Consider the following 7,641-nt stretch of genomic DNA (forward strand, 5'->3'; position numbering starts at 1 on the left):
GAAGACGGGACTTTCGCCCCTGCCCGGCGCGGGTCGGACCAGCAAGTCTCATCGGGCCGGACGGAGGGGAGGTATCCGCTGCCGACGACCGATGGGACGGGGGTTCACGGTCGGCACGGCGCGAGCTTCCGTGCGGAGAGCGGGCAACCGTAACGGACGGGTACCCGCGCCCGCGCTCCACCGGTACGGCCCGGGGGTCGTCGTCCGTGCTGGGGAGCGATGGATGGCGGCCCCCGGGCCACTACGGCTCGGGGCCGAGCGTCAATACCACTGCGCGAAGTCGGCCTTGCGGATCATGCAGTGCACGCCCTTCGTCGCGTCCACCACCTGGCTGACCTCGAAGTCACCGGCCGCGGACAGGTACGCCATCGCGGTGGACCGGTCGAACCCGAAGCGCTCGACCAGGAACGTGATCGCGTGGCGTACGCACTTCTTCATCGCCTCGCCCAGGTCCTCGTCCATGCCGGTGGGGATCCAGTACCCCGGGGACTCCAGCAGCGGGTTGCGCAACGTGCCCGTCGCAGCGCTCGCCTCCGCCCCCGTGAGCACCGTGAGCCGGAGGGTGGCGCGCAGCGACGCCTCCAGTGCGGTCAGCGCGACCTCGCCGTTGCCCTGCGCGTAGTGCGGGTCGCCCGTGAAGAAGAGGGCGCCGGGCACCGTGACCGGCAGGTAGAGGGAGCTCCCGACCTGGGCCCACTTCACGTCGATGTTGCCGCCGAAGTCACCGGGCGCCACCGAGTGCACCGGTTCGCTCGTGGCCGGGGCCACCCCCATCAGGCCGAGGAAGGGGTCGAGCGGGAACCGGGCCTGCCGGCCGTCGGTGGCGGCCATCGAGCTGACCATCCGCCCACCGGACAGGCCGACGCGGCAGAACGTGAAGACGCTCTGCGTGCCCTCGGGCAGCTCGCCCGGCAGCGCGCCGTAGCCGTGCCGGCTGCTCACGAAGCCGTAGGGCGTTCGGGGGGTCAGCTCCAGGACGTCGATCCTCAGTACGTCGCCCGGCTCGGCCCCGGCGACCTCGATCGGGCCGGTCACCACGTGCGGGCCGTCGTCCGGTCCGTGGCGGATGGCGCTGCCGGCGATCGCCTTCGCGTCGTGCAGCACCTCGCCGGGCGCGACTCCGTGATGACCCAGGAAGTCGACCGGGTCACGACCCTGGTCGGGCATGATCCCCTCGTGGCTGAGGGTGTCGATCGTGACGGTGTCGCCGGAGCCGATCGTCAGGCAGGGAGCGGACTTCTCGTTCGGCAGCCAGCCCCAGCTCACCGTCTCCGGAGTCGAGGTGAGCAGGTGCCTGCCGGGGATGGTGCCCTCGCCCGGTTGCAGCAAGGTCGGGTTCATGCGGGGTCTCCTGTGTCTTCAGCTGCGTCGTCTTCCGCCGGGTCGTCCACCGTCGGGTCATCGGTGGCGTGGGGCAGGCCGACGATCAGGTCGATCTCCACCTGGGCTCCCACGGCGAGGCCGGTGGTGCCGACGCAGGTACGGCTGGGCAGTGCAGCGGTGAACCAGGTGCGGTACACCGCGTTGAACGCCTCGAACTCGGTGAAGTCGGTGAGATAGACGCGCACCATGAGTGCGTCGTCGAGGCCCACCCCGAACGGGGCGAGACAGGCGAGCAGGTTGAGCCGGACCTGCTCGGCCTGCTCGACGAGACCGCCGGCCACGAGCTCGCCGGTGGCCGGGTCGGTGGGCATCTGCCCGGTGACGAAGAGCAGCGACCCCCACTGGGTCACGTGCGAGAACGGAGCGACGGCGGGGGGAACGCCCTGCTCGGGGGTGAAGCTGAACGATCGGCGCCGTTGACTCATGGCTATACCTCCACCGTGTGTACCGCCCGGAGGAACCGGACGGCCGTCGGATGCTGCGGGTTGTCCAACACCTGCTGGGGCGACCCCTGCTCGAGCACCCGGCCCTCGGCCATGAAGACCACCCGGTCGGCGACCTCCCGCGCGAAGCCCAGCTGGTGGGTGGCGATCAGCATCGTGAGGCCCTCGTCCAGAGCCAGCGAGCGGACCACCTCCAACACCTCCTGCACCAGCTCCGGGTCGAGCGCGGAGGTCGGCTCGTCGAGCAGCAGCACCTGCGGCCGACCGGCGAGCGCCCTGGCGATGCCGACGCGCTGCTGCTGGCCGCCCGACAGCTGGCGGGGCAACGCGTGCGCCCTGGCGCTCAATCCGACCCGGCCCAGCAGGCGGTCGGCCTCGGCGAGCGCCTCGTCCTTCGGGACGCGGTGCACCCAGCGCAGCGGAACTGCGACGTTCTCCCGCGCGGTGAGGTGTCCGAACAGGTTGAAGTGCTGGAACACCATGCCGACGCCCGCCTGGACCCGCTGCCGGGCGACTTCCCGCTCCGGCAGCGCCGTGCCGCCGTCGCGGTATCCCACCTCGATGCCGTCGAACGAGATCGTGCCCGCGTCCAGGGTCTCCAGGTGGTTGATCAGCCGCAGCAGCGTGCTCTTGCCCGATCCGCTGGGGCCGAGCAGCGCGACCACCTCGCCCTTGCGGATCTCCATGTCGATGCCGCGCAGCACCTCGTGCTCGGCGAACGCCTTGTGGACGCCGGTGATGGTCAGCGCGACCCGGGCCCGGCGCACGGCCTCGGCCCGGGACACCGCGCTCGCGACCTGTGCGCCGTTCACCCTCGCGGCGGTCACCGGCTCGGCCGCCGGAGCCGTGCCCTCGACGGGGGCCGTGCTCGCCTCCGACGGGCGGCCCCGGCCGCGTTTCCCGACGCGGCTGAGGTCGAAGGTCCGCTCGATGGCGAGCTGCAGGCCGGTGATCGCACCCGTGAGCACCAGGTACATCACCCCGGACGCGAAGAAGATGCTGAAGTAGTCGAACGTCGCCGACGCCAGCTGGTTGCTGCGCAGGGTCAGCTCCGGGACGGCGATGATCGACGCCAGCGCGGAGTTCTTCATGGTGGAGACGGCCTCGCTGCCGATCGCGGGGATCGCCGCTCGCGCGGCCTGCGGCCCCACGATGCGACGCAGCACGGTGCCGGGCCGCAGCCCGACCGCGCGGGCCGCGTCGGTCTGTCCCTTGTCGACCCCGATCACGGCGGAGCGGAAGATCTCGGCGAAGAAGGTGGCCTCGTTCGCGGCCAGCGCGACCCCGGCCGCCATGATCGGGCTCAGCACGATCCCGGCGTGCGGGAGCGCGGTGAACACGAACACGAGCTGGAGCACCAGCGGCGTGCCCCGGAAGATCACGCTGTAGGTGCGCGCGACCCCGGAGACCACACGGTTCCTGCTCAGTGCCATGCCGGCGAGCAGCAGGCCGAGCGCGAACCCGCCGAAGAAACCCAGTGCCGTCGCCTGGAGGGTGATCAGGATCCCGTCCAGCAGGTAGGGCATGGACAGGTAGTGCAGGAAACTACCCATCAGCTCGCTGTGACCAGCGACGGCGCCTGGATCGCGGACTTGTCCAGCTGCCACTTCTGGGCCAGCTGGGTCTGCAGGCCGCTCGTCTGGATCTGGGTGAGCGCCGCGGTGAAGGCGTTGCGGATCGGGAGCTGGCCCTTGGGCACGCCGATGCCGATCGAGTACGGCAGGTGCAGGGTGCTGGCGTTGGCCAGCTTGCCGGACTGGTCCTTCACGAACCGGTTCACCGTGTTGACGTCGTTGATGTAGGCGTCGGCCCGGCCGGACAGGATCGCCTGCACGCAGTCGGCGTTGTTGTCGAACAGCGCGGTCTGGGCGGGCGGCTTGCCTTCGGACCCGCACTTCGTGTTCTGCGCGTCCACCAGCGGCACCTCGACGAAGCCCTTGTTGAGCGCCGTGGTGGTGCCGCAGAGCGAGTCGTCGATGCCGGTGATCTTCTTCGGGTTGCCCGCGGCGACCAGCACGCCGTCGAAGACCTTCGAGTAGGTGATGAAGTCGGCCGACGCGGCCCGGTCCTTGGTCGCGTAGATGTCGGAGATGATGAAGTTGGCCTGTCCGCTCTGCAGGGTCGGCAGCAGCGCGTCGAAGGCGACCGGCAGGTAGCTGACCGTGAAGCCGAGGCACTCACCGAGGGCCTCGCTGAGGTCGACGTCGAAGCCCTCGTACTTGGTCGGGTCCGACACCGAGATCGACTCGTACCCGGGCGTGTGCGGGTTGATCGCGTTGGTCAGCGTCTTCCCGGCCAGGTTCGGGTTCTGCGAGCGCAGCTGCGTGCAGGCCGGCGACGACGCCAGCGCCGGATAGGCCGGGGCGCTGCTGGTCGAGGAGGCGGGCGAGCTGCCGCCGCAAGCGGATGCCAGCAGGGTGATGGCACCGGCCGCGGCGAGTAGCGCGGCGGGCCGGAGCAGCCGGTTCAGCATGGTGGAGGGTTCCTTCGAGGGCGCCGTTGGATCAATAGTCCGTTGGTCGGACCAGCGCACTGTAGGTCGGTGCTGGGACGCAAATCGGGCACCTCAGGGGATCTGACCTCTTGTTTACCGCTCAGAAACGCGGCTGCAAGTGCCTGAAACTTTGGTCGGACAAAAGAACCACGAACGGCGCACGACGGGCTCTATGCTCAGACGGTGCAGCCAGCCTCGGTGCCCCCCATGCCCCAACGAGCCCGCAGTGTCAGCGTCCAGCTCGCGGCGCACTTCGAGCGGTTGATCGCCACCGGTGTGCTGCGGCCGGGTGAGCGGCTGCCCCCGGAGCGGGAGCTGGCCGCGAGCCTGTCGGTGTCGCGCGGCTCGCTGCGGGAGGCGATGCACGAGCTCGAGGCCAAGAACCTGGTGGAGCGCCGCACGGGGCGGGGCACGATCGTCGCCGAGCAGACGGAGTCGGTCAGCCAGCTCTACTCCGAGCTCGACGGCGACACGGACGCCTCGCTCGACGACGCCACGGAGCTGCGGCTGATCGTCGAGCCCAAGATCGCCTCGGCGGCGGCGCTGCGGTCGGCCCCGTCCAACCTCGTGCAGCTGGAGGACGTGCTCACGCGCTCGGCCCTGCGGCTCGACGCGGAGACCTCCCTGCAGCTGGACGTGGAGTTCCACCTGCTGCTGGCGCACGCGGCGCAGAACCCCCTGCTCGTCGCGCTGTGCACGATGACCAGCCGATGGACCGAGACGGTGCGCCGGCACTCGCACGCCACCCCGGAGGGGCGGCTGCGCTCGCTGGAGGGGCATCAGGCGATCTACCAGGCGGTGCTCGCTCGCGACCCGGACGCTGCGGCGGCGGCGATGAACGAGCACCTCAGCGTGGTCCGCGACGTGATCGCCCGGCGCACCAGCTAGCGCGCGGCTCCGAGCAATCCGGTCAGGTGTCCGATCCGGAAAACGGGGCCGCATCGGACTGTGCAATGTGACATAGTACTCGTCGTGGCTGGTGGGGGACCCGTCGACGTGCTCGTCATCGGGGCGGGCATGGTCGGCGCCGCGTGCGCGTACTCCTGTGCCGCGGCCGGTCTGCGGGTCACGGTGCTGGAACGCGGGGCCGTGGGGAGCGGAACCACGAGCGCAGGCGAGGGCAACATCCTGGTCTCGGACAAGGAGCCGGGCGCCGAGCTGGAGCTCGCGCTGCTGTCGGTGCGGCTGTGGGCCGGGCTTGCCGAGCGGATCGGGGCGGAGCGGCTCGAGTTCGAGGCCAAGGGCGGCGTGGTGGTGGCCCGGACCGCCGAGGCCGCCGAGGGGCTGGCGGCCCTCGCGGCCGCGCAACGTGACCGCGGCGTCGAGGTGGTCGACGTGACCGCCGCCGAGCTCGCCGAGCTCGAACCGAACCTCACGCGCGAGGTGAGTTCCGGGGCGTACTACCCGCAGGACATGCAGGTCCAGCCGGTGCTGGCCGCCGCCGAGCTGCTGCGCCGGTCCCGGCTGCTGGGGGCGACGGTGCACACCGGCTGCGAGGTGCTCGGGCTGCAACGGGGCCGGGACGGCGCGGTGGTCGGCGCCACCACCAGCGCGGGCGAGTTCGCTGCGCGGTTCACCGTCAACGCGGCGGGCACCTGGGGCGGCGACGTCGCGGCGATGGCCGGGGTGCACGTGCCGGTGCTGCCGCGCAAGGGGTTCATCCTCGTCACCGAGCCGCTGCCCCGGGTGGTGCGGCACAAGGTCTACTCCGCCGACTACGTGGCCAACGTGGCGAGCGGGGACGCCGGCCTCGAGACGTCCGTCGTCGTCGAGGGCACCCGGGCGGGCACGGTGCTGATCGGGGCGAGCCGGGAGCGGGTGGGCTTCGACCGTCAGGTATCCCTCCCCGTGCTGCGCAGGCTCGCCGCGCAGGCGATCGACCTCTTCCCGTTCCTCGCCGACGTGACCCTGCTCCGTAGCTACCTCGGGTTCCGCCCGTACTGCCCCGACCACCTGCCGGTGATCGGTGCGGACCCGCGGGCCCCCGGCCTGGTGCATGCCTGCGGCCACGAGGGCGCCGGCATCGGGCTGGCCGCGGCCACCGGGCACCTGATCGCGCAGACCCTCACCGGTGCGGTGCCCGACCTCGACCTCACCCCGTTCCGGCCCGATCGCTTCGCCGAGGACGCCGCGTGAGCGCCGGGTACCGGTTCGCGTTCGACGGCGACGAGATCGACGCCGAGCCGGGACAGAGCATCGCCGCCGCGCTGATCGCGGCCGGGCACCGGTCGTGGCGCAGCACCCGGGGCCGCGGCGAGCCGCGGGGGGCGTTCTGCGGGATCGGCGTCTGCTTCGACTGCCTGGTGACGGTGAACGGGCGGCCCAACGAGCGGGCGTGTGTCGTCGAGGTGGGTCCCGGCGACCGCGTCGAGCGCCAGGAGGGGACCGGCCGTGGCCACCTCGACCACTGACGCCTACGACGTGGCCGTGCTCGGCGCGGGCCCGGCCGGCCTCGCGGCGGCGGCCGCCGCCCGGCGGTCCGGGAGCCGGGTGGTGCTCGTCGACGCCGGGAGCCGGGTGGGCGGGCAGTACTGGCGCCACCGCCGCGGCGACGGCGGCGCCGGGCACCACCAGTGGGCGACGCTGCGGCGGCTGCGGGCCGTGGCGGAGGGCCCGGACCTGCTGAGCGGGCACTCCGTCTGGCACGCCGAACGCACCGGGGTCGGGTTCACGCTGCACACCACCACCCGGGCAGACGGCCGCGAGGTTGCGCGCGAGGTTTCCTGCCGGCGCCTGGTCGTCGCGACCGGTGCCTACGACCGTCAGCTCCCGTTCCCCGGCTGGACCACGCCGGGCGTCTACACGGCGGGCGGAGCGCAGGCGCTGCTCAAGGGCCACGGGGTCCTGGTGGGCAGGCGGGTCGTGGTGGCCGGCACCGGGCCGTTCCTGCTGCCGGTGGCGGCGGGGCTCGCCGCGCGCGGCGCGGAGGTCGTCGGGGTGTTCGAGGCCGGACGCCGCACCGGCCTCGCCCGCCGTCCCCTCGCGGTGCTGGGCAGCCTCGGCAAGCTCGGGGAGGGTGCGGGGTACGCGCGCACCCTGCTGCGCCACCGCGTGCCCTACCACGCCCGCACCGCCGTGATCGCCGCGCACGGGGACGACGCCGTGCGCGCGGTGACCGTCGCCCGGCTCGATGCGGGATGGAACGTCGTGCCGGGCACCGAGCGGGTGCTCGACTGCGACGCGGTGGCGGTCGGCTACGGGTTCACCCCGCAGCTGGAGATCCCGCTGCAGCTGGGCTGCGCTACCCGGCTGGACGCGGACGGGGGCCTGGTGGGAGTGGTCGACGAGCGGCAGTGCTCGTCGGTGCCGGGTGTCCACCTC

8 protein-coding genes and 1 pseudogene are annotated in these 7,641 nt (G+C 72.3%); 4 read left to right on the forward strand and 5 right to left on the reverse strand.

The window, feature by feature from the left end:
• Window positions 1–261: 261 nt before the first annotated feature.
• From HF577_RS15880 to HF577_RS15895, 5 genes and pseudogenes are all read right to left on the reverse strand, one after another.
• On the reverse strand, window positions 262–1,341 hold the full coding sequence (locus tag HF577_RS15880; RefSeq protein ID WP_169396633.1) for an acetamidase/formamidase family protein: 1,080 nt from the start codon (window positions 1,339–1,341) through the stop codon (window positions 262–264).
• A complete protein-coding gene (locus HF577_RS15885; RefSeq protein WP_169396634.1) occupies window positions 1,338–1,808 on the reverse strand; it encodes a RidA family protein in 471 nt (156 codons plus the stop codon). The genes HF577_RS15880 and HF577_RS15885 overlap by 4 nt, the downstream gene beginning before the upstream one ends.
• Before the next feature lie 2 nt (window positions 1,809–1,810).
• The gene (locus HF577_RS38360; protein ID WP_407692211.1) at window positions 1,811–2,593 is read right to left on the reverse strand and encodes an amino acid ABC transporter ATP-binding protein; all 783 of its coding nucleotides are present in this window, start codon (window positions 2,591–2,593) and stop codon (window positions 1,811–1,813) included.
• A gap of 168 nt (window positions 2,594–2,761) precedes the next feature.
• Window positions 2,762–3,379: pseudogene (locus HF577_RS38365) on the reverse strand (amino acid ABC transporter permease); the annotation flags it as partial.
• Window positions 3,379–4,299, reverse strand: coding sequence for an ABC transporter substrate-binding protein (locus tag HF577_RS15895; RefSeq protein ID WP_169396636.1), 921 nt, complete (start codon window positions 4,297–4,299; stop codon window positions 3,379–3,381). The gene HF577_RS15895 and the pseudogene HF577_RS38365, both read right to left, overlap by 1 nt.
• A gap of 228 nt (window positions 4,300–4,527) precedes the next feature.
• On the opposite strand from HF577_RS15895, the gene HF577_RS15900 reads away from it, so the two are divergent.
• From HF577_RS15900 to HF577_RS15915, 4 genes are all read left to right on the forward strand, one after another.
• Complete coding sequence (locus tag HF577_RS15900) at window positions 4,528–5,208, forward strand: FadR/GntR family transcriptional regulator (protein WP_169396637.1); 681 nt, start codon at window positions 4,528–4,530, stop codon at window positions 5,206–5,208.
• 84 nt (window positions 5,209–5,292) lie between these two features.
• Entirely contained in the window at window positions 5,293–6,456 is a 1,164-nt protein-coding gene (locus HF577_RS15905) for an NAD(P)/FAD-dependent oxidoreductase (RefSeq protein ID WP_169396638.1), read from the forward strand.
• Window positions 6,453–6,731 (forward strand): (2Fe-2S)-binding protein, encoded by a 279-nt coding sequence (locus HF577_RS15910; RefSeq protein ID WP_169396639.1) that lies wholly within the window; start codon window positions 6,453–6,455, stop codon window positions 6,729–6,731. The genes HF577_RS15905 and HF577_RS15910 overlap by 4 nt, the downstream gene beginning before the upstream one ends.
• The coding region (locus HF577_RS15915) for an NAD(P)/FAD-dependent oxidoreductase (RefSeq protein ID WP_169396640.1) at window positions 6,712–7,641 on the forward strand (930 nt) is incomplete at its 3' end. The genes HF577_RS15910 and HF577_RS15915, both read left to right, overlap by 20 nt.

The sequence above is a fragment of the Pseudonocardia xinjiangensis genome (assembly GCF_012911925.1).
Classification (GTDB): Bacteria; Actinomycetota; Actinomycetes; order Mycobacteriales; family Pseudonocardiaceae; genus Pseudonocardia; species Pseudonocardia xinjiangensis.

Coding starts and splice junctions, on each gene's coding strand:
- HF577_RS15900 (WP_169396637.1), top strand. CDS start 4,528: ATGCCCCAACGAGCCCGCAGTGTCAGCGTCCAGCTCGCGGCGCACTTC.
- HF577_RS15885 (WP_169396634.1), bottom strand. CDS start 1,808: ATGAGTCAACGGCGCCGATCGTTCAGCTTCACCCCCGAGCAGGGCGTT.
- HF577_RS15895 (WP_169396636.1), bottom strand. CDS start 4,299: ATGCTGAACCGGCTGCTCCGGCCCGCCGCGCTACTCGCCGCGGCCGGT.
- HF577_RS15880 (WP_169396633.1), bottom strand. CDS start 1,341: ATGAACCCGACCTTGCTGCAACCGGGCGAGGGCACCATCCCCGGCAGG.